The sequence below is a fragment of the Methylobacterium sp. Ger2507 genome (assembly GCF_055231875.1).
In genome coordinates this window covers 5,074,687-5,097,982 of record NZ_JBUYVC010000001.1, presented here as the reverse complement: position 1 = coordinate 5,097,982, position 23,296 = coordinate 5,074,687, and the positions used below count along the sequence as shown (strand labels likewise).

The 23,296-nt window shown below is 69.6% G+C and carries 23 protein-coding genes and 2 tRNA genes; 6 read left to right on the top strand and 19 right to left on the bottom strand.

The genetic code is table 11. From position 1 onward, the window contains the following. The first annotated feature begins 56 nt into the window (after positions 1–56). Positions 57–133: transfer RNA gene (locus ACV7NL_RS23580), tRNA-Met, on the top strand. Positions 134–372: 239 nt separating this feature from the next. Here ACV7NL_RS23580 and ACV7NL_RS23575 read toward each other — a convergent pair. The 6 genes from ACV7NL_RS23575 to ACV7NL_RS23550 all read right to left on the bottom strand — a co-directional run bounded on the left by ACV7NL_RS23575 (position 373) and on the right by ACV7NL_RS23550 (position 6,199). After that, entirely contained in the window at positions 373–1,128 is a 756-nt protein-coding gene (locus tag ACV7NL_RS23575; RefSeq protein ID WP_463357029.1) for an NUDIX hydrolase, read from the bottom strand. Then, a complete protein-coding gene (locus tag ACV7NL_RS23570) occupies positions 1,073–1,564 on the bottom strand; it encodes a DUF983 domain-containing protein (RefSeq protein WP_056486256.1) in 492 nt (163 codons plus the stop codon). The genes ACV7NL_RS23575 and ACV7NL_RS23570 overlap by 56 nt, the downstream gene beginning before the upstream one ends. A 40-nt stretch (positions 1,565–1,604) precedes the next feature. Continuing rightward, positions 1,605–3,914 (bottom strand): ribonuclease R, encoded by a 2,310-nt coding sequence (gene rnr / locus ACV7NL_RS23565; protein ID WP_463357028.1) that lies wholly within the window; start codon positions 3,912–3,914, stop codon positions 1,605–1,607. A gap of 155 nt (positions 3,915–4,069) precedes the next feature. Further along, entirely contained in the window at positions 4,070–4,465 is a 396-nt protein-coding gene (locus tag ACV7NL_RS23560; RefSeq protein ID WP_348528139.1) for a hypothetical protein, read from the bottom strand. Positions 4,466–4,587: 122 nt separating this feature from the next. Further along, positions 4,588–5,166: an NADPH-dependent FMN reductase gene (locus tag ACV7NL_RS23555; RefSeq protein WP_056486259.1), complete on the bottom strand. Its 579-nt coding sequence runs from the start codon at positions 5,164–5,166 to the stop codon at positions 4,588–4,590. 130 nt (positions 5,167–5,296) lie between these two features. Then, a complete protein-coding gene (locus tag ACV7NL_RS23550) occupies positions 5,297–6,199 on the bottom strand; it encodes a LysR family transcriptional regulator (RefSeq protein WP_056486262.1) in 903 nt (300 codons plus the stop codon). Between the two features lie 126 nt (positions 6,200–6,325). On the opposite strand from ACV7NL_RS23550, the gene ACV7NL_RS23545 reads away from it, so the two are divergent. After that, on the top strand, positions 6,326–7,090 hold the full coding sequence (locus tag ACV7NL_RS23545; protein ID WP_200935900.1) for an SDR family oxidoreductase: 765 nt from the start codon (positions 6,326–6,328) through the stop codon (positions 7,088–7,090). Positions 7,091–7,149: 59 nt separating this feature from the next. On the opposite strand, the gene ACV7NL_RS23540 is transcribed toward ACV7NL_RS23545, so the two are convergent. From ACV7NL_RS23540 to ACV7NL_RS23485, 12 genes are all read right to left on the bottom strand, one after another. Next, positions 7,150–7,869, bottom strand: a complete 720-nt coding sequence (locus ACV7NL_RS23540; RefSeq protein ID WP_056486268.1) for a cytochrome c biogenesis CcdA family protein — start codon at positions 7,867–7,869, stop codon at positions 7,150–7,152. A gap of 9 nt (positions 7,870–7,878) precedes the next feature. Further along, positions 7,879–8,286, bottom strand: a complete 408-nt coding sequence (locus ACV7NL_RS23535; protein ID WP_056486271.1) for a thioredoxin family protein — start codon at positions 8,284–8,286, stop codon at positions 7,879–7,881. Positions 8,287–8,322: 36 nt separating this feature from the next. Further along, positions 8,323–8,928 (bottom strand): rhodanese-like domain-containing protein, encoded by a 606-nt coding sequence (locus tag ACV7NL_RS23530; protein ID WP_082504176.1) that lies wholly within the window; start codon positions 8,926–8,928, stop codon positions 8,323–8,325. Beyond that, the gene (locus ACV7NL_RS23525; RefSeq protein WP_463357203.1) at positions 8,906–9,751 is read right to left on the bottom strand and encodes a quinoprotein dehydrogenase-associated SoxYZ-like carrier; all 846 of its coding nucleotides are present in this window, start codon (positions 9,749–9,751) and stop codon (positions 8,906–8,908) included. Before ACV7NL_RS23525 ends, ACV7NL_RS23530 begins: the two co-directional genes overlap by 23 nt. Positions 9,752–9,922: 171 nt before the next feature. Next, positions 9,923–10,822, bottom strand: coding sequence for an MBL fold metallo-hydrolase (locus ACV7NL_RS23520; RefSeq protein WP_463357027.1), 900 nt, complete (start codon positions 10,820–10,822; stop codon positions 9,923–9,925). 71 nt (positions 10,823–10,893) lie between these two features. Continuing rightward, entirely contained in the window at positions 10,894–11,841 is a 948-nt protein-coding gene (gene egtD / locus ACV7NL_RS23515) for an L-histidine N(alpha)-methyltransferase (RefSeq protein ID WP_463357026.1), read from the bottom strand. A gap of 2 nt (positions 11,842–11,843) precedes the next feature. Then, positions 11,844–12,809: a methyltransferase gene (locus tag ACV7NL_RS23510; RefSeq protein ID WP_463357025.1), complete on the bottom strand. Its 966-nt coding sequence runs from the start codon at positions 12,807–12,809 to the stop codon at positions 11,844–11,846. A gap of 3 nt (positions 12,810–12,812) precedes the next feature. Then, positions 12,813–13,568: a guanitoxin biosynthesis heme-dependent pre-guanitoxin N-hydroxylase GntA gene (gene gntA, locus ACV7NL_RS23505; protein WP_463357024.1), complete on the bottom strand. Its 756-nt coding sequence runs from the start codon at positions 13,566–13,568 to the stop codon at positions 12,813–12,815. 239 nt (positions 13,569–13,807) lie between these two features. Further along, positions 13,808–14,506, bottom strand: coding sequence for a hypothetical protein (locus ACV7NL_RS23500; RefSeq protein WP_463357023.1), 699 nt, complete (start codon positions 14,504–14,506; stop codon positions 13,808–13,810). A 236-nt stretch (positions 14,507–14,742) separates the two neighbouring features. After that, positions 14,743–16,155: a type I glutamate--ammonia ligase gene (gene glnA / locus ACV7NL_RS23495; RefSeq protein ID WP_056188895.1), complete on the bottom strand. Its 1,413-nt coding sequence runs from the start codon at positions 16,153–16,155 to the stop codon at positions 14,743–14,745. Positions 16,156–16,402: 247 nt separating this feature from the next. Beyond that, positions 16,403–16,864 (bottom strand): GNAT family N-acetyltransferase, encoded by a 462-nt coding sequence (locus ACV7NL_RS23490; RefSeq protein ID WP_463357022.1) that lies wholly within the window; start codon positions 16,862–16,864, stop codon positions 16,403–16,405. Positions 16,865–16,883: 19 nt separating this feature from the next. Beyond that, a complete protein-coding gene (locus tag ACV7NL_RS23485) occupies positions 16,884–17,222 on the bottom strand; it encodes a P-II family nitrogen regulator (protein ID WP_003600526.1) in 339 nt (112 codons plus the stop codon). Positions 17,223–17,416: 194 nt separating this feature from the next. On the opposite strand from ACV7NL_RS23485, the gene ACV7NL_RS23480 reads away from it, so the two are divergent. Further along, the gene (locus ACV7NL_RS23480; protein ID WP_463357021.1) at positions 17,417–18,922 is read left to right on the top strand and encodes an NAD(P)H-hydrate dehydratase; all 1,506 of its coding nucleotides are present in this window, start codon (positions 17,417–17,419) and stop codon (positions 18,920–18,922) included. Here ACV7NL_RS23480 and ACV7NL_RS23475 read toward each other — a convergent pair. Next, positions 18,919–20,406, bottom strand: coding sequence for a multicopper oxidase family protein (locus tag ACV7NL_RS23475; RefSeq protein ID WP_463357020.1), 1,488 nt, complete (start codon positions 20,404–20,406; stop codon positions 18,919–18,921). The genes ACV7NL_RS23480 and ACV7NL_RS23475 overlap by 4 nt on opposite strands. 204 nt (positions 20,407–20,610) lie before the next feature. Between ACV7NL_RS23475 and ACV7NL_RS23470 the strand changes: the two genes are divergently transcribed. The 3 genes from ACV7NL_RS23470 (at position 20,611) to ACV7NL_RS23460 (ending at position 23,065) form a co-directional block, all read left to right on the top strand. Then, a tRNA-Leu gene (locus ACV7NL_RS23470) sits at positions 20,611–20,695 on the top strand. A gap of 174 nt (positions 20,696–20,869) precedes the next feature. Further along, on the top strand, positions 20,870–22,306 hold the full coding sequence (gene tig, locus ACV7NL_RS23465; protein ID WP_056188885.1) for a trigger factor: 1,437 nt from the start codon (positions 20,870–20,872) through the stop codon (positions 22,304–22,306). Positions 22,307–22,438: 132 nt separating this feature from the next. Continuing rightward, positions 22,439–23,065: an ATP-dependent Clp protease proteolytic subunit gene (locus ACV7NL_RS23460; protein WP_026176059.1), complete on the top strand. Its 627-nt coding sequence runs from the start codon at positions 22,439–22,441 to the stop codon at positions 23,063–23,065. Positions 23,066–23,296: the final 231 nt, after the last annotated feature.

Genomic DNA, 23,296 nt, shown 5'->3' with positions numbered 1-23,296 from the left:
GGTTCGTCCACGCCCATCCGCGTCGACCCACATTCCCTCGAAACGATCCCAGGTGGCGCGGGGTGGAGCAGCCCGGTAGCTCGTCAGGCTCATAACCTGAAGGTCACAGGTTCAAATCCTGTCCCCGCAACCAAACACAAAAGCCCGCCCCGGGAACAACAGGGCGGGCTTTTTTGTGTCTGGGACTGCGCTTCAGGCTAATGCAGCCAGGACGTGAAGAAATAAATCGCCAGGATCACCGGGATCGGAATACCGATCAACCACAGCAGACCGCCTTTCATCATGAGATGGTTCCCTCCTCACGCCTTGTTGTTCACCAACCAGGTGGTGCGGGAAGGAGTTCCACCTGCGGGGCTTCGTACTGAGGCTTGGCTATAGAGTTTCGCGCTGCGGCTTGCCGATGCGCTCATAGTAGTACGGAATCGGCAGGTAGGGCGCGAACCCGCCTCGGACCTGGATCTCGAGATCGTCGAGGATGACGCGGGTGATCCGCGGCAGGTCAAGGGCGCGGGCCTCGACGAAGGTGACCCAGGCCAGTTCCACCAGTTCGGATTCAGCCGAGACGATGCCCGGAACCTCGTGCGCGATGGCGGTCCGGTCGGCGGCGAAGAAGCGGGTATCGAAGCGCCGGGCGCGTCCGGGTGGCGTCACAGCCCGGGCGATGAAGCGTAGGGATTCGAGATCCGGCATCACCGCCGCCGCGCGAAACGCATCCCAGGTCCCCTCCGGGGTGGTCTCCGGCGGTCCGTATTCCCGAGTTCCGAGCAGCAGGCCGGTCTCCTCGTAGGTCTCGCGGATGGCCGCCAGGGCGAGGGCGCGCCCCAACCCGTTGCCCCCGCGCGGGACGCGGACCGCCAGCGCGTCGGACGCCCGCGCCGAGAGGGCACCGGCCACCGTCATGTGGCGATCGCACGGCTCGATCCGGCCGCCCGGGAACACGAACTTGCCCGGCATGAAGGCAAGCCCGGGATGGCGCCGGCCCATCAGAATTCTGGGAATGCGCCGGGTACGGTCGAGGATGATCAGAGTCGCGGCATTGCGGGGCCGGAGCGCTGGCTTGCGGGCGGGCGCCTCAGGCGGGGCCGAAGCCGGCAGCTCGGTCGGCACTGCGCCCGTCACCTGATCCATGCCGTGTCTCCTCGCCCTGCGGTTCGGTGCCCGCGCGCGGCACCGGTAGCTTGGCGAAGCCGTGCATGCCAAGCGCATATTGCAGGCCGACCACGGCGCCCTTCACAGGCTGCAGCAGCGCCAACGACCCAAACAGCGTCACCAGGGGCCAGAAGCTGAGCTGAAACCACAGGGGAACGTCGTAATTCATCTCGGTTTCGAGCAGGAAATACCCGACGATGTGACCGACGATGAAGATGACGATGTAGGGCGGCAGGTCGTCGGCCCGGTGATGCGCAAGTTCGAGATCGCAGACGTCGCAATGCGGCCGGACCTTGAGGAAGCGGCCGAAAATCCGGCCCTCGCCGCAATGGGGGCAGCGGCCGATGAAGCCGCGCGCCATCGCCCGCACCAGCGGGGTGCGTTCGTGGTGGCCCGGTTCGATTCCGTCCGTCATCTCGGCTCCTCGCATGACCCCGCAGACTAGCCCCTTCCGCTCAGCGGCGCGAGCCGCGGTGACGCGACCCGGTGCTGCGGATGCCGGGCGGGCGCCCGGGCGCGCCGGGCTTGCGGATGGCGCGGTTCGGCCCGGGGCGTGCGGCACGCTCCGGCCGGGCCTGCCCCTCGGACAGCAATTCGAAGCGCAGGGCCCCGGCCACGGCAGCGGCTTCCACCAATCGGACCTCGACCCGGTCGCCGAGGCGGTGGGTCTCGCCCGAGCGCTCGCCCACCAGGGCGTGCTTGGCCTCGTCGTGCCGGTAATAGTCAGCCCCGATGGTTGAGATCGGCACGAAGCCGTCGGCCCCGGTCTCGTCGAGCTTGATGAACAGGCCGGAGCGGGTCACGCCGGAGATCTGGCCGGTGAAGGTGGCGCCGACCCGGTCGGCGAGATGGTGGGCGATGAGGCGGTCGATGGTCTCGCGCTCGGCCGCCATGGCCCGGCGCTCGGCGGCCGAGATCTGCTCCCCGATCTGGTCGAGGGCCGCCACCGTGACCTCCGACGACAGGCCGTCCGGGCCGAGACGGCAGGCCGCGATCAGGGCCCGGTGGACGATCAGGTCGGCGTAGCGCCGGATCGGCGAGGTGAAGTGGGCGTAGCGACGGAGGTTCAGGCCGAAATGGCCGAGGTTCTGCGCCGCGTAGACGGCCTGGGCCTGCGAGCGCAGGACCACCTCGTTGATGAAGATCGCGTGCTCGGTCTCGGCCACCGTCCCGAGGATGCGGTTGAACAGGGCCGGACGCAGGATGCCTTCCTTGGGCAGCTTGATCCCGATGGAGGCCAGCACCTCGCCGAGCGCCCGCATCTTCTCCAGGGCCGGCTCGTCGTGGACGCGGTAGATCAGTGGCTGCTTGGCCTGCTCCAGGGTTTCGGCCGCGGCGACGTTGGCCTGGATCATGAACTCCTCGATGAGCCGATGGGCATCGAGACGGGCCGGCACCACGACGCGGTCGACCGCGCCGTCGGCCGTCAGCAGCACCTTGCGCTCCGGCAGGTCGAGGGCGAGCGGACCGCGGGCCTCGCGAGCCTCGCGCAGAGCCGCGTAGGCGGCCCAGAGCGGGCGCAGCACGGGCTCGAGCAGGGGAGCGGTGATGTCGTCGGCGAAACCGTCGATGGCGGCCTGGGCCTGGGCGTAGCTGAGCTTGGCCCGCGAGCGCATCATCACCCGGTGGACGCTGTGCCGGCGCTTCGCCCCATCGGCCGCGATGACCATGCGGACAGCCAGGGCCGGCCGGTCCTCGCCCTCACGCAGGGAGCAGAGATCGTTGGAGATGCGCTCGGGCAGCATCGGCACGACGCGATCCGGGAAATAGACCGAGTTGCCGCGCACCAGGGCTTCGCGGTCGAGGGCCGAGCCCGGGCGCACATAGGCGGCGACATCGGCGATCGCGACGGTGACGATGAAGCCGCCGGCATTGGCCGGGTCGGGATCGGGCGTCGCCATCACGGCGTCGTCGTGGTCCTTGGCGTCCGGCGGATCGATGGTCAGCAGCGGTTCGGCGCGCCAATCCTCGCGGCCCGCCAGGCCCACCGGCACCACTGCATCGGCCTCCGCCAGGGTGGCCGCCGCAAACACGTGCGGGATGTGGTGAAGGTGAAGCGCGATCAGGCTGACGGCCTTCTCCGACCCCAGCGACCCGAGGCGCTCGCGGACCCGACCCTGGGGCAGCCCGAAGCGGCTCTCGCGCTGGAGGCTGACGCTGACGAGGTCGCCATCGCGGGCCTCCCCCTCCTCGCCGGCCGGAATCGCGATCTCGCGCCCCTGTGCCCGCTTTTCGACGGGGATGATGCGTCCGCCGTCGGGACCGGCCCGGAAGATGCCGATGATCTCAGCCTTGTTCTTTCCCAGAACCTTGATGACGCGGCCGGTGTAGCGGCCCGGCTCACCGGCGCTCGCTTCGACGCGCAAGAGCACCCGGTCGCCGATACCGGGCGCCGGCTGGCCCGGACGCTTGCCGCCGCGCGGCGAGGCGACCGTGATCTTCGGGGCGGGGCCGTTGCCGACGTCCCACTCGGCCGGGCTCGCCAGGAACTCGCCGTCGCGATCCCGTGCGGTGATGTCGGTCAGAACCACCGGCGGCAGACGGCCGGACGGCGCCAGCCCGCCGCGCCCGCGCGCGATGGCGCCGTCCTCCTCGATCTCTTTCAGGATGCGCTTGAGACCGATGCGGTCGGCGCCCTTGATGTTGAAGGCCGCCGCGATCTCGCGCTTGCCGACCGTCTCGGTCGAGGCGGCGATGAAGGCGAGGATCTGCTCGCGGGAGGGGAGGCCGGCAGCGCCGGGATTCGGATTGATGCGTTTTGCCAAGGGATCCGGCTCGCTGCGCGGGCGCGAGGCCATACGCGGTAGAACGTGTCTCGCCGGGAGCGGAAGCGCCGCCCGGCTGCTCTTGCTAACATGGGCGCTGGACGCCGCCCCGGCAACGGCATCCGCGAGGGCATCGGATCCGCCGTCGACAGGATTCAGCCGGTGGCTGCCGACTTGCGCAGGTGCTCGACGGCCGCATCGACGTCGAAGCCGGGCGCCGTAATCTCGTCGAGGGTGAACGGAGACAGAGCCGGGAAGCCGAACTGCACCTGGTTCTCGGCCTCGCGATACTCCGGCGCCTCGGCATCGCGGACCGCCAGGGTCCAGAATCCCTCGATGTTGAGGCTCGCCACCCGCGTCGGTTCGGCGGCGAGCGTCGCCTGCACGTCCCGGGCGGCCGCCCGCCAAGCCGTGCTCGCGTGATCGTCCGACATTAGGGCGGCCCGCACCAGGGCGGCGAGCAGGGTGCGGATCTCCGCGCCGGGAGATTTGTGTGTCGTGGACGGATCGGGCGTGGCGGCGATGGTGGACATGGTGGACATGGTGGACATGGGGGCCTCGGCTCGGGTGGTTCGGGTCGGGCGTCACACGGGCAAGCCCTGCGCCAGGGCCTCGTGATTCCGGTCCCTGCGACAGCGGGTCATTCCCACGCTTGGGCCAAACCGGGTCCGTCTCAATAGGGCGTGCCCTTGGCGCGCTGCGCCCGAAGCGCCTCGGCGTACCAGACCAGCTCGTCGAGGAAGCGTTGGGCCCCCCTGGGCAGCCACTCATCCTGTGCGACGCCGGCCTCGTCGAGGGCCTTGCCGACGCGGGGGATGGGCAGCAGCGAGGGAATGCTCGATGCGCCGAGCTCGGCCAGCATGGCGCGCAACGGCATCGCCGCCCGCACGCCGCCATATTGCCCGGCCGAGTAGCAGACGATGCCGGAGGGTCGCCACGCATACTCCTCGAGGAAGTGGTCGAGGGTGTTCGCGAGGGCCGGCGGGATCGCATGGTTGTATTCGGCCGAGACGACCAGGAACGCATCGGCGCGGCGATACAGGGTCGCGAGGTCTTCGAGCACGGCCGGCGCGGTCCCCGCCGGGTATTCCTTGTACATCCGGTCGAGGAGCGGGAGGTTCAGCACGGCCGGGTCGACCAGCGGCGCCTCGATGCCGCGGCTTTCCAGGGCGGCGATCACGAAGCGGGCGGCGCGCAGGCCCTGACGGTCGGCGCGCACGGAACCGAGAATGACGGGGACGACGAGGGGCATCGGGATCTCCCTGACGGTTGCGGCCCATCGGTCCGCCGGATCGACGGCCGCGAGCGCTCTCGCTGATGGACCAAGATCGACCCGGTTGTGCAAGCCGAGCCGCGGGGCCGGCGATGCGCCGCCGCCGCCTTCAGGCTGACGCCTGTCGATGCCGCAGGGCTTCGACCACCACGGCGAAGGCGGGGGCGTGCTGGCGCTGGCTCGGATAGTAGAGGTGGTAGCCGGGAAACGGCTCGCACCACGGGTCGAGAACCCGCACGAGCCGTCCGTCCGCCACATCCGCCAGGACCTGGTCCTCCGGCAGGTAGGCCAGCCCGAAGCCGGACAGGGCCGCCCGCCGGATCAGGCGCAGGCTGGTGAACACCAGCTGGCCCTCGACCCGGACGTTGATTTCGCGGCCCGCCTTCTCGAACTCCCAGGGGTAGAACCCGCCCCGGGTCGGACGGCGCAGGTTGATGCAGCGATGGGCCGTCAGATCTTCCGGATGGGTCGGCCTGGATCGTCCGGTGAAGTAGGCGGGGGTGCCGACCACGGCCATGCGAAGATCGGGACCGATCCGCACCGCCACCATATCCCGCTCGATGTGCTCGCCGAAGCGCACGCCCGCGTCGAAGCGCTCGGTGACGATGTTGGTCAGGCTGCCTTCCGTGACCACCTCCACGGCGATGTCGGGGTAGTCCGGCAGCAATTTCGCAAGAGCCGGCCACAGCACGGTCTCGGCTGCGTGATCGGGTGCGGTGATCCGCACGAGTCCGGCCGGTTTGTCCCGCAGGGCGGTCAGTGCGGAGAGGCCGGCCTCGATCCCGTCGAGATGCGGCCCGATGCTGTGGATCAGGCGCTCGCCGGCCTCGGTCGGGGCGACGCTGCGGGTGGTGCGGCTGAGCAGGCGGATGCCCAGCCGCGCCTCCAGGTCGCGGATGGTCTGGCTGAGAGCCGGCTGCGACACGCCGAGCTGCGCCGCCGCGCGGGTGAAGCTGCGCTCGCGGGCGACTGCCAGGAAGGCGACCAGATCGTTCACGCTGCCGCGCGCCATTGATAACCCAGACTTATGAACCCATGCGGGTTTCAGCAGCTAATCGCTGATCCGCCGAGGCGCTAGGTCTCTTGCAGCATCCTCGGTCCCCGATCGAGGCGGAATCAGGAGACCCGCAGTATGACGATGAATCGAACCGGCGCTGACAACCGGAAGGTCGCGTTCGTGACCGGGGCGACGAGCGGCATCGGCCGCGCCACGGCGCTGGCCTTTGCCCAGGCCGGCATCAGCGTGGCGGTCGCCGACGTCGCCGAGGAGGCCTGCCGCGAGACGGCGCGGCTGATCGAGGCGACGGGTGCCCGGGCGATCGCCGTCCGGTGCGACGTGACGCGGGCGGACGACGTGCGGGCGGCCCTCGATCGGACCGTCGACACCTTCGGGCGGCTCGACTTCGCCTTCAACAATGCCGGGATCGAGCAGCCGGTGACTGCCATGGTCGATCTCAGCGAGGAGACCTTCGACCGGATCGCCGGGGTCAACCTGCGTGGCGTGTTCCTGTGCATGAAGTACCAGATCCCCCTGATGCTCGCGAGCGGGGGCGGCTCGATCGTCAACACCGCCTCGGGCGCCGGGGTGAAGGGCATCGCCGGTCAGGCGGCGTATTGCGCCGCCAAGTTCGGCGTCATCGGCCTGACCAAGGCGACGGCTCTGGATTATGCCGCGCAGAACATCCGGGTGAACGCCATCTGCCCGGGCATGATCGACACGCCGATGATGCAGCGCTTCACCGGAGGCACGCCCGAGGGCATCGCCCGGGTGATCGCGCAGGAGCCGATCGGCCGTATGGGCCGGCCCGAGGAGATCGCCTCCGCCGTACTCTGGCTGTGCTCGGACCCGGCCGCCTTCGTCATCGGGCATGCCCTCGTGATGGATGGGGGCCAGACGGTCTAGGGACCGCGCTGGAGCCGCCCGAACCAATCGATTCCCGAGCGGCGCACCGGGGCGCGGCGTCAGTACCGCGTCGTCAGCCGCGTCAGCCATTCGGGCGAGGCTTCGACGAGGCGGGTTTCCAGCGCCTTGTCGTAGCCGAGCACGATGGCGAGGCCAGTCACCACCAGGACAAGGCCGAGGGCGGCCTTGAGGCCCTTGCCGAGGCCCATCATCCGGTTGCGCCAGCGCACCAGCGTCGCGCGCGACAGGGTGCCTAGCAGGACCAGCGGCAGGGCGGCGCCGAGGCCGAACAGCACCATGGTGAGGGCGACGGACCCGAGATCGCGGCCCTGCGCGGCGAGGAGCGAGGCCGCCCCGAGGGTCGGCCCGACGCAGGGGCTCCAGACCGCGCCGAGGAGGAGCCCGACGCCGAACTGCCCGGACAGGCCCGCGGTGGAGAGGCCCCCGAAGCGGGCCTCGGTCCAGTCGCTCACCGGCCCGGCCGCGACCGCGAGCCGCGTCTGCGCCGCCGGCAGCATCAGCACGCATCCGAGCAGGATCATCAGAATCGCTGCGCCGGTGCGGAACAGGCCGGTGTCGAGGCCGAGGCCGAAGCCGATGGTGGCCACGAACAGCCCGATCGCCACGAAAGAGAGAGCGAGTCCGGTGGCCAGGGCCAGGGGGCCGTAGCGGTGCTCGGACGCGGCCGCGCCGAGGACCAGCGGCAGGAGCGGCAGCACGCAGGGCGACAGCACCGAAAGCAGGCCGGCGAGGAAGGCGAGTCCGAGGCCGTTGCCCATGGGGGTGCCCTAGAGGGTCTTCTCGACGAGGCCCTCGATCCATTCTGGCTGGGTCTCGCCGACCGAGCGGCCGGTCTCGGTCTCGCCCTTGAAGGCGATCAGCGTGCTCTGCATGCGGGCGTCGAACCGGCGCAGCACATCCTTGCGGGTGTCGAAATCGACCTCGAAGATCACCAGGTCCTTGAAGCGGGCCTGCTCGCCGAGCTTGGCCAGGATCGGCTTCTGAGTCTTGCAGATCGGGCACCAGGGGGCGCTCACCTCGATGAGGATCGGCTTGCCCGCTTTCTGCGCCGCCTCGAAAGCCTCCGGCGTGTAGGGCAACGCGTCGGCCGCGTGAGCCGGGACGGCGAGGCCCAGCGGAGAGAGGGACACGGGGGCGAGAGCCAGGAGCGCGAGGATCGAGCGGCGGTTCGGCATGGGTGGCGTAACCTTCGGCAGGGAGAGGGTGTGATTCTAGGGCCCGCCGCCCGTCTTCAGGGCGCGCGTCCAGGCGGCGTCGGGCCGGATCGCCCCCGTGTCATGCTTCTCCTGCCAGCCCTCGATCCCCGCCGGGAACCAGTGGACCGACCGGTAGCCCAGGGTGACGAGGCGCTTCCCCAGGTTCCAGCTGCCCCAGCAATCCGGGTGGCAGTAGGTGACCACGGGGCGGGTCCGGTCCCCTTGCGTCAGGGTCTCGATCCGCTCGGCCAGGGCGGCGGCGTCTTGGGCCGAGAGAGTTCCGGACCCGGCGCCCGGCAGCCAGATGCTGTCCGGGATCGCCCGGTGGATCGGCCGCCACAGGCGCCCCGGCGCGAGATCGCGCGGCGTCGGATCGGATTCCGAGACGTCGATCAGGAGGGTGTTGCCAGCGCCGATCAGGGCCTCGAGGGCCTCGGCGTCGATCACCGTGGCACCCGCCAGCGTCTTCGGCGTGTAGCCCTGCAGCGCGCCGTCCCAGTAGCCGGCGGGCTCGGGCACAGCGACGGGCGAATCCGCCGGCGCGGCGGCGCCCAGGAGGGTGGCGACCAGGACGAGGCCCGCGCGGCGTCGCAGGGCGTCAGTGACTGGCGGCCGGCACATCGAAGCTGCGCTCCCAGCGTCCACCCTGGTTGTCCTGCGTCACCACCGTGACCGGTCCCTTGCCGGCGGGCCGCAGGGCGAAATTGATCACCGGATTGGCCGAGATCGAGATATCGCCTTCCATGACGAAGACGTTCTGGGTGCCGTAGGTGACGCTGATCCGGTTGATGTAGCGGGCTGGCGTGTACTCGCGGCTGACCTGGTTCATCTGGAGCCCGGTGAAGTTGGGATGGCGGATCATCAGCGTCGCGGCGATCGGCTTGCCGGAATCGGTTGCGCCGGGAGAGGCCGCGCCGGAAGCCGGGTCGGCGAATTTCAGACGCATGTCGCCCATGCCCTTCATCGCCTCGTCGTCGGTCATGCCCATCGGGGCCGAGCACCCGCCCGACGCCTTCACGAACTGGGTGGTCTGGATCAGGGCGCCGTCCTGGGTCTCGGCCACCGCGTGGACGTTGCTGTAGGTGTTCACCCGGATGCGCAGCTTCAGTTCCTCCGGGTCGGCGGCGGGACCGAAGGTGAAATGCGCGGCCAGGGGCGCCGGGTTGTCGTCGATGACCAGGTAGAGGCCCTTGATCCGGTCCTTGTCGGTCATGGTCATCGTCAGCGGCACGAGCGCGGCGTCGTTGGCGCGGTCCGGCAGGTCCATGCGGACCAGGGGCTTTGCGGTTTCGACCGCGCGATCCCCGAAGAGCGATTGCCGCAGATCCTTCCAGCGCGCCTCGCGCTCGGCGACGTCGTCGCCGGCCGCGGCCCGGGCGGCGCCCGATGCCGCCAGCCCGGTGAGCAGCAGGCCGGCCAGGGCGGCGAAGGCGCGGTGGGACATCCGCATGGCGTGTTCTTCCTCGCACGATGGTGCAGGCTTTTTCGCCGGATGCGGCGGCCCTTCGGCGAATCTTACGCCAGGAGCGCGCGAATGTCCGCAGATCGGGGGTTCGGTGTGGCGATATCCTGCGCAAGTTTGCGTGACGACGGGTGACGCGCCCGCCTTACCCTCTCAGGGCTCGCGGTAGGCCCCGCCATTCTCCGCCGTCGCCGGAGCGTCGACGTAGCGGCCCTGGCTCGGAACCGCGATGCGGTCGAAATCCTGCGCCAGCGCGTCGAGGGCCCGACGCATGTCGGGACCCGCCAGCGGGCGTCCGTGCCCGGTGATCACCCGCTCGGGCTTGAGCGCCGCCAGGGTGTCGACGGAGCGCCGGGCGGCCGGCCAATCGGTGGTGAGGTACATCGGCGGGCCGTGCAGCTCGGGTTCCTGCATCATGACCGCGTAGGCGGATTCCTGGGCCGTTGTCACGAAGGCGTCGCCGACGATGAGCGACCGATCGGCTTCCCGCCACAAGGAGATGTGGCCGGGCGAATGCCCCGGGGTGTGGAGCCAGCGCCAGCCCGGCATCGACGGCACGCTGCCATCCTGCGGCAGGGCGTGCAGGCGTTTGCGGACGTCGACGGGGCGCGTCGGGTAGAGCGGCGCGATCCGTGCCATGACGCCGCCGCCCACGCTCGGGTCGGGCGCCGGATAGGCGGCGGACCCGTCGAGATAGGGGTGCTCCGCCGCATGGGCGTAGACCGGTGCGTCCCAGGCCTCGGCGAGATCTTCCAGCACCCCGACATGGTCGAAATGCCCGTGGGTGAGAACGATTGCCGCTGGCCGCGCGCCATTGCCAAAGCGCGCAGCGGCGGCCTTTTCGATCCGTCCCCGGGAGCCCGGGAGGCCGGCATCGATCAGCACCCAGCCGCGGTCGCCGGCGTTGGGTGAGCCGAACAGCACCACGTTGACGATGGCGAGGCGCCGATAGGCGAGATCGTCCGTCACCGCATGGACCTCGCCGGCCTCGTCCCCGTCGAGCCCCAGATCCTGAATGACGGCCTCCCGCGAGACCGGAACCTGCTGTGCCATGTTTGCTCTCCCGGGTTGATGCGAAGGGGACTCAGCGGAGTAGGGATCCGGCGAAGCGGCGATCCGGCCGATCAGCTCCGCAGCAGGTGAAGGCTGAAGCCGCCGCCCGTGCCGAGCCAGTGCGTCTCCGGATTCCAGCCACTTCCGGCCGCCAGGAGCGCGAAGACCTCGGGCGTGTACTTGTGCGAGGTGTCGGTGCGGATGCTGTCGCCGACGGCGAAGTCGATCCGGGTCGGGCCGAGTCGGACGCTGGTCGGCGCGGTCGCGGTCAGATGGGCCTCGACCCGGAACGGATGTTCACACAGGCGCACCTCGTGCCGAAAGGTGTCCAGGTCGAAGTCAGCGCCAAGTTCCCGGTTCATCCGAGCCAGGATGTTGCTGTGGAAGGCGGCCATGAGTCCGTCGGCCCCGCCATAGGCCGCCTGCAGCGCACCCCGCTCGATGGTCGGGTCGGCCCCGATCAGGAACAGGCAGGAGCCGAGGGCCTCCCGGGCGCGGGCCAGGAAGGCTCCGGCCTCGTCGGGCGTGAAATTGCCGATGCTGGTTCCGGGGAAGAAGGCCAGCACGGGCCCGCCCGACCTTGGCAGGGGGAGGCGGAACGGTTTGCTGTAATCGGCGCAGACCGCCTGCATGGCGACCTGCGGGTAATCCGGAGCGAGTCTCCGGATCGCCTCGGCGAGGTAATCGCCCGAAATGTCGACCGCGATATAGGCGGCCGGACGGTCGAGAGCGTCGAGCAGGGTGCGGATCTTGCGGCTGGCGCCGCTGCCGAACTCCACAACGGTGGCGCCCGGTCCGATCCGGGCCGCCACCTCCAACGCCACGCCCGGCAGCAGCGCGATCTCGCGCCCGGTCGGGTAGTAATCGACGGTGTGGCAGATGCGGTCGAACAGCTCGGACCCGGCTTCGTCCCACAGATACTTGCCCGGTAGGGTCCGGGGCCGTGTCTGCAGGCCCGCCAGGGCATCGCGCAGGAACTCGGCGCGGTCGGTGTCGGCGATCTGCGGGGCCGCCGCCATGCTCAGCTCCGCGTCGCCGTCAGGACGACGAGCGCGATGCGCTCGACATCGCCATAGGCCGGGTCCGCGAGTTCCTCGCCGTACTCGTCGGGATCGAACTCGCGATAGGTCCAGCTCAGGCCGGCCTCGGCGCAGAGGGCGGTTGCCGCTTCGCGGAAGGGGTCGCGCCCCTCGACGATGGCGGACCCGGTGAACAGCACGAGACTGCCGCCGGGAGCCAGACGTGCGCGGGCCGCCTCCACCACCGCCAGGGACAGGCCGGCCCCGAGAGGGCCGCCACCGTGGCGGTAGGCGCGGGCGCCGCGATCGATCATGAAGGGCGGGTTCGACACGATGAGGTCGAACTCGCCTTCGACGGCGGTGAGCATGTCGCTCCGGTGCAGGCGCACGTTGCCGACGCCCGCCGAGCGCGCATTGACCGCCGCCGCCCGCAGGGCCGCCGGGTTGATGTCGACGAGGGCGACCTCCGCGTCCGGCGCCCGTTTGGCGATGCAGATCCCGGCCGCTCCGGAACCGCAGCCGATATCGACCGCCCGCCGGACAGGGGCTTCGCGCTGCGCGAGATGAGCGACGACAGCCGCCGCAAAGCGCAGGGTGTCGGGGCCGAAGAACACCGCGTCGGCTGCGCTCGGCGGATAGGCCGAATGCAGGAAGAGTTCGCCGTCGAGGCTGGAGAGGCGGACGTTCGGGGTCCGGACGTCGCCCTTCGCCGAGACCGCTCCGGCACGCTCCAGGGCGGTCAGCACGACCTCCGGCAGGATCTCGGGCGAGAAGGGGCGGCTCCAGCCGAGCACGTCCCGCAGGTTTCGGGCACGGGCGTTCTGGGGCCGCGCATTGACATGCGCGTGGGTGGCGGGCGTGACCGTCGTGAAGCTGTAGCCGGTCTCGCGCACGGCCCGCACCAGGGAGGCGAGGCTGTCGGGATCGGTGTTCGGGAACGGGATGGCCTGGGCGGTGACGGCGTCCATGCCTTAACCCTCCACGCAGTCGGCGAAGAAGGCGCCCTTGCGCAGGGCGGCCAAAACCTCCGCGCCGTCCCAGCCGGCGGGCTTGGAACGGCGACGGAACGGGCAGGTCCAATCCTCGGGGACGGCCCGGCCGCTGAACTGGCGCGCGGCCGAGCGCTCGCCATGCCCGGCCAGCATCGGGTTGGGCGACCCCGCGAACGCGACATCGCGCTCGACGATGCTGTCGCGCAGTCGCTCGTAACGGCCCTCGGCCCGCAGACGCTGGAACTGGTCGTGCAGATTGAACACCAGGGCGGGGGCCGCGAAGCGCCGGGCCGGGCGGCTCGCGGCCGGATGCAGCCCGACGATGAAGAAGCCCTCGCCGCCGAGGCTCACCGAGAAGTGCGGATCTTCGGGATCGGCGGCGACGCGGTCGTCATGCGGCTGGCCGAGATGCCCGTCCCGGTCGGACAGGGCCTGGACCCGCGCCCATAGGTCGGTCTCGAACCCCTCCTCGGAGGTGGGTGCGGCGCCCTCGAACAGGACGGCGAAGCTGCGGAACATCTCCGGCGACTGGCGATAGCGCGAGATGAAGGCCAGGAGCGCGGCGTAGATCCGGGCATCGTCGGATGCCTGGCCGATGCCGCGCGCCACCACCACCGTCATGCCCCCGCGCAACAGGGCCGATTTGGCGCCGACACAGGGGAAGGGCCGATGCCGGATGAAGTCGCGGAACCGTTCCGCCAGGGGGTGATCCGTATCGACGGGAGGAAACAGCATGGCCACTCAAGATCAGGAACAACAACGCGATGCTGCCGGACGCGACTCACCGGTTCCAACGGCAAGCAACGCATGTGTTTTTCAAGACCAGGCTGGTACGGATGGAGCGGAGATACGCCTGCAGCCTCAAGTGAAGGTGCCACGATAGCCTCGTGTTCCCTGAAAAACCGTCGCAGGCATGCACCATGAGAGGACATGTCGCGGCTCGACGACGGCTCGCGCCACCTGGCGGGGTCGGATCACCAGAGCGAGAATTCGGTGGCGAAGTCGGTTGTCTTCAGGCGCGCGCAGATTTCGGGTTCGGTCCGGCAATCGGCGCGCGGGCGCAGCGCCAGGGTGCCGTTCGGCTCCGTGACGAAGCGAAGCTGCACAGCCGGATCGTCGCCCCGCGTGTAGGCAAGGCCGACCTCGAAGCGCACGAAGTCGAAGCGGTCGCGATCGGCATAGACGATCAGGTCGCGCGAGACGGATTCGCCGGGATTGAGGTCGGAGGGTTCGCCGCCTGCCTCGGTGGCGCCGGCGAACAGGCGGCTCTCGCGCAGGATCGCCTCGCCGGGGCCGTCGAAGGTGTAGGCGCGCGCCGTGGTGGTGCGGTCGGGCGCCGTGGCGCCGTCCCGCGTCTGCGCCTCGAAGCGCACGCGCACGCCGGTCACATTGTAGACGAGACCGAGCACGCGGACGCCGGTCTGGCCGACATTTCTGCGCATCACGGTGGAGCGGATGGCCACGTGCTGGCCGCGCTCGCCCGCCCGCACCAGGTTCGTGGTGACCGAGACGGCGGGCGGCTCAAGCGCCGGCTTGATCCGGGCCTCGTAGATGAAGGTGTAGACGGCCCAGGCCCCGGCCGCGAGGATCGCCAGGGTTTGCACCAGGGCATTGGCGCGCTCGAGGCGGTCGCCGCGCCGGAATCCGGTGTCTCCGGCGTCGTCCTTCGGCATTTCCTGTCCTGGTTCCCTCTCCGGCCGCTTCCCAGGCCCCCTGTCGGGGCGGCAAGCCGAGTGGATCGGTCATGGTTCCCCAGGACGCATCCATCTCCGGGCAGTGGCAACCTGAGACAGCACGGAGCCGAATCAGAACCGGGCGCCCGAAACGCGAGACGCCGGAGCCCCTCGCGGAGCCCCGGCGTCTCGGATCGTTCCGGGCGAGCCGGGCACGAAGCCCGGCCCGCGCGCTCTCAGAGCGAGTAGTACATCGTGAATTCGACCGGGTGCGGGGTCATCTCGTAGCGCATGACCTCGGTCATCTTCAGCTCGATGAACGAGTCGATCTGGTCGTCGGTGAACACGTTGCCGGCCTTGAGGAAGGCGCGGTCGCGGTCGAGGTTCTGCAGCGCCTCACGGAGCGAGCCGCAGACGGTCGGGATCTTCTTCAGCTCGCGCGGGGGCAGGTCGTAGAGATCCTTGTCCATGGCGGCGCCCGGATCGATCTTGTTGATGATGCCGTCGAGGCCGGCCATCAGCAGGGCCGAGAAGGCGAGGTAGGGATTGGCCATCGGGTCGGGGAAGCGAACCTCGACGCGCTTGGCCTTCGGGTTCGTGGTCCACGGGATACGGCAGGAGGCCGAGCGGTTGCGCGCCGAGTAGGCGAGCAGCACGGGAGCCTCGTAGCCCGGCACCAGGCGCTTGTAGGAGTTGGTCGACGGGTTGGTGAAGGCGTTGAGCGCCTTGGCGTGCTTGATGATGCCGCCGATGTACCAGAGGCATTCCTGGCTGAGATCGGCGTACTTGTCGCCGGCGAAGAGCGGCTTGCCGTCCTTCCAGATCGACTGGTGCACGTGCATGCCCGAGCCGTTGTCGCCGAAGACGGGCTTCGGCATGAACGTCGCGGTCTTGCCGTAGCTCTGGGCGACCTGATGGATGCAGTACTTGTAGATCTGCATGTGGTCGGCGAGCAGGGTCAGGGTGTCGAACTTCATGCCGAGCTCGTGCTGGGCGGACGCCACCTCGTGGTGGTGCTTCTCGACCTTCACGCCCATCGACTGCATGGCGGCCAGCATCTCGCCGCGCATGTCCTGCGCCGAATCCTGCGGCGGCACCGGGAAATAGCCGCCCTTGGTGGCGACGCGGTGGCCGAGGTTGCCGCCCTCGTAGTCGGTGAAGCCATTGGTCGGCAGCTCGGTCGAATCGAGCTGGAAGCCGGTGTGATACGGGTCGGAGCCGAACTTCACGTCGTCGAACACGAAGAACTCGGCCTCGGGACCGACATAGATGGTGTCGCCGATACCGGTGGACTTGAGGAAGGCTTCGGCCAGCTTGGCGGTGCCGCGCGGGTCGCGGCTGTAGGGCGCGCCGGTGGAGGGCTCGAGCACGTCGCAGACGATCGACATGGTCGAGGCCGAGAAGAACGGGTCCATGCAGGCGGTGGCCGGGTCCGGCATCAGCAGCATGTCGGATTCGTTGATGGCCTTCCAGCCGGCGATCGACGAGCCGTCGAACATCGTGCCTTCGGAGAACATCTCGTCGTCGATGAGGGAGACGTCGAACGTGACGTGCTGCCACTTACCGCGCGGGTCGGTGAACCGAAGGTCGACGTACTTGACGTCGTTGTCCCTGATTTCCTTCAGGACGTCGGCTGCTGTCTTGGCCATCCTCGGAGGTCTCCTTCATGTCTCGGCCCGTTGCGGCCGTGGTTTTGCCGCAGCGGGCATCGGCACGCCGCAGAGCGGAAGGGTATTGGGCGCCGAGCGTTTAGCGCAGCTACGGCGCCTCGGCCAGCGCAATTTCTCCGCGCCCGTGACTTGGCGGCTGTCAGAAGAGACGCAAAAACAGAAACTTAGATCTGTCTCTGGTGTTTCCGGGGTCGCCCCCGGGCCCTGTCTCCGGTCCTGGCTGCCGTCAGAGCGGCAGGAGCTTGCGCATCTGGACGCAATCGGCGGCGTCGCCAACCAGCTCGGCGGCGTCCCACCCGAAGCGTTCCCAGTCCATCGCCTCGTAGAAGCCCACCGCGCCCTGTGCCGCGTTCACGAACGGCGTGTGGATGCCGAGTCCCCGCGCCTTGGCTTCGACCTCCGCGCCCAAGCTGCGGCCGAGGCCTCGACCCCGGCGGTCCGGCGCGACGGCCACCAGCCGGACGATGCCGGTTCCATCGCGGCGATCGTCGAGGCGTACGACCCCCACCGCTTCGTTCCCGGAAGTCAGGAGGAGCGGATGGTGGTTGGCACGGCGGTCGTCGGGGTGGTTCTCGTCGTAGCCCGTCCGCCCGCGCGCCGTCCAAAGGTTGTCGCGCCGGAGGGTATGGTATCGGCGCCAGTCCGAGGGGCTGGTCACCGGATCGAGCCGGCAGGACGTCTCGGTCACGGGACCTGGCGCTCGCCGCTCAGATCGCGTCGGTGCCGGTCTCGCCGGTGCGGATGCGGATCGCTTCCTCGATGGTCGAGACGAAGATCTTGCCGTCGCCGATGCGGCCGGTCTGGGCCGATTTGCGGATCGCCTCGACGGCGCCCTCCACCAGCGCGTCCGACAGCACGATCTCGAGCTTCACCTTGGGCAGAAAGTCGACGACGTATTCGGCCCCGCGATAGAGTTCGGTGTGGCCCTTCTGGCGTCCGAAGCCCTTTGCCTCGATCACGGTGATGCCCTGGAGGCCAACCTCCTGCAGGGCTTCCTTCACCTCGTCGAGTTTGAAAGGCTTGATGATCGCTTCGATCTTCTTCATGCCGGGCGGGCCTGACCTCGATGCTGCTTGATCCATCGTTGGTATCATCGCCGTTCGGCCTTCGCCACGCCGATTTCTTCGGTGACGCCGGAAAACTGCACAAGGAATATGCACGCACCGCAAATCGTTTAGGCGATGAGCGAACCTGAGGCTGTCGCGTGAAGCCCAGAGGTGCATTCCAGAAGGGATTCCCCATGACCACCTTGCGACTGCTCAAGGTCGAGGCGATGCGCCGGGTCGATGCGGCCGCGATCGCGGGCGGAACATCCGGATTCGCCCTGATGGAGCGGGCCGGAGCCGCCGTGGCGGAGCGCGCCCGCGCCCTGGCCGGTGGGGGACTGCGCATCCTCGTCCTGTGCGGACCGGGCAACAACGGCGGCGACGGCTACGTGGCGGCGCGCCTCCTCGCCGAGGCCGGCCACCCGGTCGACCTCGCCGGGCTGGTGCCCCTTGGTGGTCTGTCCGGCGATGCGGCGCAGGCGGCCCAGGGCTGGAGCGGCCCGGTCCTGGACCTCTCCGCGATCGTCGACCTGGCGGCTTACGGCCTCGTCATCGATGCGCTGTTCGGCGCCGGTCTGGCCCGCGACCTCGAGGGCGAGACGGCCGCCTTGGTAGACCGCCTCGGGCAGGCGTCCTGCCCGATCCTCTCCGTCGACGTCCCGAGCGGAATCGATGGCGATTCCGGGGCCGTGCGCGGCGTCGCGGTGCGGGCGACCGAAACCGTCACCTTCGTTGCCCTGAAGCCGGGGCACCTGCTGCAGCCCGGCCGCGCGCATGGCGGCGACCTGCACGTCGCCGATATCGGCACCGGCCCGGCAGCGCTGGAGGCCGGCCTCGCCGGGGGAGCGCCGCTCTGGCGCAATGGACCTGGCCTGTGGGAGGCGGCGTTTCCGCGCCTGACCGCCGCGAGCCACAAGTACACGCGCGGGCACGCGGTCGTCCTGTCCGGGCCGGCCACCCGCACGGGGGCCGCCCGGATGGCGGCGCGCGCAGCGTTGCGGGTCGGGGCCGGCCTCGTCACCCTTGTCTCGCCGACCTCGGCGCTGGCCGAGAACGCCGCGCATTGCACCGCCATCATGCTGCGGGCCTGCGACAGCGCCGACGACCTCGACGACCTCCTGGTCGATGAGCGCCTCAACGTGGTGCTGGCCGGTCCCGGGCTCGGGATCGGCGCGGCCACCCGCGATCTGGTGGCGGTCGCCGCCGCCGCCGGGCGCGTCCTCGTCCTCGACGCCGATGCGCTGACGAGCTTCAAGGGCCAGCCCCACCTGCTCGGCGCCCATCTGGCCGATGGCGACGCTGCGGCGGTCCTGACGCCGCACGAGGGCGAGTTCGCGCGCCTCTTCGAGGGCACGGAAGCAGTCGACCCGGAGGCCGACAAGGTCGAGCGCGCGAGCCGGGCCGCCGCCCTGGTCGGGGCCGTCATCGTCCTGAAGGGTGCCGATACGGTGATCGCCGCCCCCGACGGACGCGTGGCGATCAACGATCACGGCACGCCCTATCTCGGCACCGCCGGCGCGGGCGACGTGCTCGCGGGGCTCATTGCCGGGCTGCTGGCCCAGGGGATGGCGCCGTTCGAGGCCGCGGCGGCGGGAGTCTGGGTCCACGGCGATGCCGGCCTGCGCCACGGCCCCGGCCTGATCGCCGAGGACCTGCCGGACATGATGCCGGCGGTGCTGCGCGCCCTCGTCCCGGTTTAAGTCACCTCGAACAGCGTCCACAGGCCGGTATCGAAGCGCTCCAGCACCGTCGCGCTGATCAGCCAGCGCCCGGGATTGTCGGCCTTGAAGGCGATGCGCGCGGTACGGCCTTCGAGAAGCTGGAAGGTGTCGAGCCAGTAGGGCTCCCAGCCGTCGTCGAGGGGGTGGAGCAGCCGGAACGCGTGGCCGTGCAGGTGCAGGGATTGCGGGAACGCGGTCTCGTTGCGGATGGCCAGCACCACCACCTGCCCGCGCTTCACCGAGAACAGCGGCGCCATTCCGGCCGTGCCGGGGGCGCCGTTGACCGCCCAGATCCGGGTGGGATCGCCGGTGTAGCTCGGCTCGGCGGCCGGCTTGTCCTTGTCGATCCGGGCGCCGCCCGTGAGGGTGATGTCGCGCCGGACGGCATTCTGCAGCTTGACCTCGGCCGGCAGCAACGGGTTGTCGCCGATCTTCGTGATCGGCGGCCGCGGCGGCGCGGCGGCCTCCGCGGTGAGGCCCAGAGTGGCGAGCGCGATGCCGTTGCCGATCAGCGCCGTGATCGCACCGGTGGTCCAGGCCTCGGTCGGCATGTCGAGCATCAGGTCGTAGCGGGTGCCGGGCGGGAACGGCAGGGTGGCGCGAAGGGGCTCGAAGGTGTCGGTCGGCTGGCCGTCGACCGCCAGCACGTAGACCTTCACGCCGTCGAAGCGGATGCGGGTCGCCCGCGCATTGCAGACGTTGCCGAGGCGCAGGCGCAGACGGCTGCCGGGCCGGGCCGTGATCGAGGCCGGGACCGGCACGCCGTTGAGGGTGACGAGGCTGCCGAGGCGGCCGGAACTCGCCGCGAAGGCCGGCTGGCCGAAGGGCAGCAGAGCGTCGGCGTCGTCGAGGCGCCAGTCCTGCATCAGCAGGGTCAGGTCCTGGTCGACGGCGGGCGGGGTCGTCTCCTCGACGACGAGGGCACCGGCGAGGCCGCGCCCCGAGGGCTCGCTGGAGCCGCCCACCACCAGGGGCCGAATCAGGAACGTGCCGGCATCGGGCGGTACGAATGCGTAGGTGAAGTCGCTCCCCGGGGCGATCGGCGCCTGGGTCACCCCGCCGACCCCATCCATGGGGTTCTGGTTGCGCACCCCGTGCCAGTGCAGGCTGAGGGGTTTGTCGGTCCGGTTCTCGACCTTGAGCCGGGCCGTCTCGCCGCGCCGGACCCGGACCACCGGCGGCGGCGCCTTGCCGTCGAACGACCAGACCGGCGTCGGGACGGCGGGTTCCGGCTTCAGCCGCAGCGTGTTCGGCGCGGCCGACAGGGTGCGAGCCGGGCCGTCGGTGGCCGGTGCGGGCGCGGACGGAGGTGCGGAAGGGGGAGACGTCTTCGTCCCTTGCGCCCGTGCGCCGCTCGGCAGCAGCGCCAGGGCCGCCACACCACCGAGCCAGGTTCGCCGCGAGGCCGAGACCGGATCGTTCGGGCCGAGCGATCGGGGGTTCGGCAGGGGATCTCGCAGCATAGAACCTCGCAGCATGAGACTTCGGCGGAAGACCGGGACGTCCGGGCAGCGCTTGTAGAATGCGGAATCGGCGGATGCCAATTCGGGGTCGCCCGGCCCGTCGCGGCGATCCGAACGGCCGCCTGATTTTTTTGCTGCGGCCCGTGGCGCGCGTGCTATAGGACCCCGCTCTGGCGGCGGAATGCGCGCTGGGCGTTGGCGCTTGCGGGCGTGGCGGAACTGGTAGACGCGCTGGATTTAGGTTCCAGTGTCGCAAGACGTGGGGGTTCGAGCCCCTCCGCCCGCACCAGTCCATCGCCGTCGGGAACGGATTGGCTCACAGCGATGGCCGGTCGGCCCGCCGCAGGGAGCCGGCCTTCAGCGGCGCGCAGTCCTGGCGCCGACCTCGTCGTGCCCGCCCGGGCGGGCCGCGGGGGACCGACCGAATTTGCGCGATCACACGGACGACAGCGGAAAGACGACCATGCAGGTGACCGAGACACTCTCCCAGGGACTGAAGCGCGAGTTTCAGGTCCTGCTCGCCGCGAACGAGCTCGAGGAGCGCCTGACCAGCGAGCTGTCGACCCTCAAGGACAAGGCCCAGATCAAGGGCTTCCGTCCGGGCAAGGTGCCTGTCGCGCACCTGCGCAAGCTGTATGGCCGCTCCGTGATGGCCGACGTGCTGCAGAACGCCGTCAACGAGGCGAACCAGAAGATCGTCACGGACAACAACCTCAAGCTCGCTCTCGAGCCGAAAATCGAGTTCCCCGGCGAGCAGTCGATCGTCGAGCGCGCCCTCGATTCGAAAGCCGACGTTTCGTTCAACGTCGCCCTCGAGGTTCTGCCGACCTTCGAGCTGGTCGACCTGTCCGACGTCAATCTGACCAAGCAGGTGGCCAAGCCCTCCGACGAGGAGGTCGACGAGGCCATCACCCGCATGGCGTCGTCCAACCGTGCGTTCGCGCCCCGCGAGGAGGGTGCAGCCGCCGAGACCGGCGACCGTGTCACCATCGACTTCGTCGGCCGCATCGACGGCACCGAGTTCGACGGCGGCAAGGGCGAGGGCATCGACCTGGAGCTCGGCTCCGGCTCGTTCATCCCGGGCTTCGAAGAGCAGCTCGTCGGCGCCAAGGTGGGTGACCAGCGGGTGGTCAAGTCGACCTTCCCGGAGGCCTACGGCGCCGCGCATCTCGCCGGCAAGGATGCCGAGTTCGACGTCACCGTGACGGCGATCCAGGCTCCGGGCGAGACCAAGATCGACGACGAGCTCGCGAAGAACTTCGGCATGGAGTCCCTCGACAAGCTGAAGGAGGCGGTCTCCACCGCCATCGGCAGCGACTTCGAGGCGCAGTCCCGGCGCAAGCTCAAGAAGGACCTCCTCGACGCTCTCGACACCAAATACGCCTTCGAGCTGCCTCCGAGCCTGGTCCATCAGGAGTTCGCCGCCGTGTGGGCCCAGGTCGAGCAGGACCTGAAGACCCGCGAGAAGACCTTCGAGGACGAGGGCACCACCGAGGAGAAGGCGACCGCCGAGTATCGCAAAATCGCCGAGCGCCGCGTCCGCCTCGGCTTGGTGCTTGCGCAGGTCGGTGAGACCGCCGATATCAAGGTGACGGACGACGAGGTGAACCAGGCGCTGATCGCCCGGGTGCGGCAATATCCCGGCCAGGAGCAGCAGGTCTGGGATTTCTACCGCAAGAACGCCCAGGCGCTCGCCGAGCTTCGTGCGCCGATCTTCGAGGAGAAGGTCGTCGATCACGTGCTCGCGCAGGTGACGCTCACCGAGGAGCCGGTCTCGAAGGAGGCGCTGTTCGCCGACGAGGACGACGCTTCGGCCGAGGGCGAGGCCAAGGCCGAGACGACCGAGTCGGCTTCGACCGGAACCGACGAGGGCCTGCCCGCCGTCGCCAAGGCCGACTGAGCCCGGCTGCTCCCACGAGGGCGGCGGGCTTGAGAGTAAGGCGATGTTCACCATCGCCGTAGTTCGCTGAAACGTCCGGTGCGCGCCCGATTCGCGGCGCGGCCGGACCCCTTGTAGCTGGGGCACGTGATGATGAGAGATCCGGTCGACTATTATAACAGCGCGCTCGTGCCCATGGTGGTCGAGCAGTCGAGCCGCGGTGAGCGTGCCTTCGACATCTACTCGCGCCTGCTGCGCGAGCGCATCATCTTCCTCACCGGTCCGGTGGAGGATTACGGCGCGTCGCTGATCGTGGCGCAGCTGCTCTTCCTCGAAGCCGAAAACCCGAAGAAGGAAATTTCCTTCTACATCAACTCGCCCGGCGGCGTGGTGACCTCGGGCCTGTCGATCTACGACACGATGCAGTTCATCCGCTGCCCTGTGACGACGCTCTGCGTCGGCCAGGCGGCGTCGATGGGGTCGCTGCTGCTGACTGCCGGCGAGCCCGGCCACCGCTTCGCCCTGCCGAACGCCCGGATCATGGTCCACCAGCCCTCCGGCGGCTTCCAGGGCCAGGCCACCGACATCCTGATCCATGCCCGCGAGATCGAGGCGCTCAAGAAGCGTCTCAACGAGATCTACGTGAAGCACACCGGCCGCGACTACGACACCATCGTGCAGGCGCTGGAGCGCGACAACTTCATGACGGCCGACGCCGCCAAGGAGTTCGGGCTCATCGACGAGGTGATCCAGAAGCGGCCCGAGCCCGCCGCCGCCTGATCACGGGCGCCACATCTCGCAACGACCGCCGGACTCGTCCGGTCCGGCGCGTCGTTACGAGGCGGCTGCATTTCGCCGCCCCGCCTTGATCCCGTCGCGGTCGCGTGCTTGCATCGCCAGTCTGATCGAAGCCGGCAGATGCGCGCAGGTGACTGTTTCTTTAGGCGGACGCCATTAAATTCGAAGGATGCGTGTGCGCCCCGGACCGGCGCCATGCCCGCGAACGGAGAC

Coding starts and splice junctions, on each gene's coding strand:
- ACV7NL_RS23575 (WP_463357029.1), bottom strand. CDS start 1,128: ATGGATCAGGTGACGGGCGCAGTGCCGACCGAGCTGCCGGCTTCGGCC.
- ACV7NL_RS23570 (WP_056486256.1), bottom strand. CDS start 1,564: ATGACGGACGGAATCGAACCGGGCCACCACGAACGCACCCCGCTGGTG.
- ACV7NL_RS23560 (WP_348528139.1), bottom strand. CDS start 4,465: ATGTCCACCATGTCCACCATGTCCACCATCGCCGCCACGCCCGATCCG.
- ACV7NL_RS23555 (WP_056486259.1), bottom strand. CDS start 5,166: ATGCCCCTCGTCGTCCCCGTCATTCTCGGTTCCGTGCGCGCCGACCGT.
- ACV7NL_RS23550 (WP_056486262.1), bottom strand. CDS start 6,199: ATGGCGCGCGGCAGCGTGAACGATCTGGTCGCCTTCCTGGCAGTCGCC.
- ACV7NL_RS23545 (WP_200935900.1), top strand. CDS start 6,326: ATGAATCGAACCGGCGCTGACAACCGGAAGGTCGCGTTCGTGACCGGG.
- ACV7NL_RS23540 (WP_056486268.1), bottom strand. CDS start 7,869: ATGGGCAACGGCCTCGGACTCGCCTTCCTCGCCGGCCTGCTTTCGGTG.
- ACV7NL_RS23535 (WP_056486271.1), bottom strand. CDS start 8,286: ATGCCGAACCGCCGCTCGATCCTCGCGCTCCTGGCTCTCGCCCCCGTG.
- ACV7NL_RS23530 (WP_082504176.1), bottom strand. CDS start 8,928: ATGTGCCGGCCGCCAGTCACTGACGCCCTGCGACGCCGCGCGGGCCTC.
- ACV7NL_RS23525 (WP_463357203.1), bottom strand. CDS start 9,751: ATGTCCCACCGCGCCTTCGCCGCCCTGGCCGGCCTGCTGCTCACCGGG.
- ACV7NL_RS23520 (WP_463357027.1), bottom strand. CDS start 10,822: ATGGCACAGCAGGTTCCGGTCTCGCGGGAGGCCGTCATTCAGGATCTG.
- egtD (WP_463357026.1), bottom strand. CDS start 11,841: ATGGCGGCGGCCCCGCAGATCGCCGACACCGACCGCGCCGAGTTCCTG.
- ACV7NL_RS23510 (WP_463357025.1), bottom strand. CDS start 12,809: ATGGACGCCGTCACCGCCCAGGCCATCCCGTTCCCGAACACCGATCCC.
- gntA (WP_463357024.1), bottom strand. CDS start 13,568: ATGCTGTTTCCTCCCGTCGATACGGATCACCCCCTGGCGGAACGGTTC.
- ACV7NL_RS23500 (WP_463357023.1), bottom strand. CDS start 14,506: ATGCCGAAGGACGACGCCGGAGACACCGGATTCCGGCGCGGCGACCGC.
- glnA (WP_056188895.1), bottom strand. CDS start 16,155: ATGGCCAAGACAGCAGCCGACGTCCTGAAGGAAATCAGGGACAACGAC.
- ACV7NL_RS23485 (WP_003600526.1), bottom strand. CDS start 17,222: ATGAAGAAGATCGAAGCGATCATCAAGCCTTTCAAACTCGACGAGGTG.
- ACV7NL_RS23480 (WP_463357021.1), top strand. CDS start 17,417: ATGACCACCTTGCGACTGCTCAAGGTCGAGGCGATGCGCCGGGTCGAT.
- ACV7NL_RS23475 (WP_463357020.1), bottom strand. CDS start 20,406: ATGCTGCGAGATCCCCTGCCGAACCCCCGATCGCTCGGCCCGAACGAT.
- tig (WP_056188885.1), top strand. CDS start 20,870: ATGCAGGTGACCGAGACACTCTCCCAGGGACTGAAGCGCGAGTTTCAG.
- ACV7NL_RS23460 (WP_026176059.1), top strand. CDS start 22,439: ATGAGAGATCCGGTCGACTATTATAACAGCGCGCTCGTGCCCATGGTG.